Consider the following 508-nt stretch of genomic DNA (forward strand, 5'->3'; position numbering starts at 1 on the left):
GGAAACCCTGGCGGCGATCGACCTGCTGCGCACCCTGATGCCCGAGCTGAAGGTCCGGATGGTGAACGTGGTCGACCTGATGGCGCTGGAGTCGCCCTCGACGCATCCCCATGGCCTGACGGACGCGGTCTTCGACTCGATCTTCACCAGCGATGTCCCGGTCGTCTTCGCGTTCCACGGCTATCCGGCGCTGGTCCACCGCCTCACCTACAAGCGGCACAACCATGGCAACTTCCATGTGCACGGCTATCTGGAAGAGGGCAGCACGACGACGCCGTTCGACATGACGGTGCGGACCCGCCTGGACCGCTTTCACCTGGCGGCCGCTGCGATCGCCCGCGTGCCGCGGGTGCGCGACAGCGCCGCGCATGTGCAGCAGCATCTGCGCGACAAACTGCTCGAACATCGCGCCTACGTCACCCGCCATGGGGACGATATGCCCGAGATCGCCAACTGGCGCTGGACGCGCTGAGGCGCCGGCTCAGGCGACGCGTTCGGCGATCAGCAC

1 protein-coding gene is annotated in these 508 nt (G+C 66.9%); it reads left to right on the forward strand.

Features of this window, described 5'->3' with window-relative positions; all coding sequences use genetic code 11:
• On the forward strand, positions 1-472 hold a 472-nt coding region (locus tag AC1DTN_RS39350), incomplete at its 5' end, for a phosphoketolase family protein (protein ID WP_477925693.1).
• Positions 473-508 lie beyond the last annotated feature (36 nt).

The sequence above is a fragment of the Rhizobium sp. 01T444 genome (assembly GCF_056398305.1).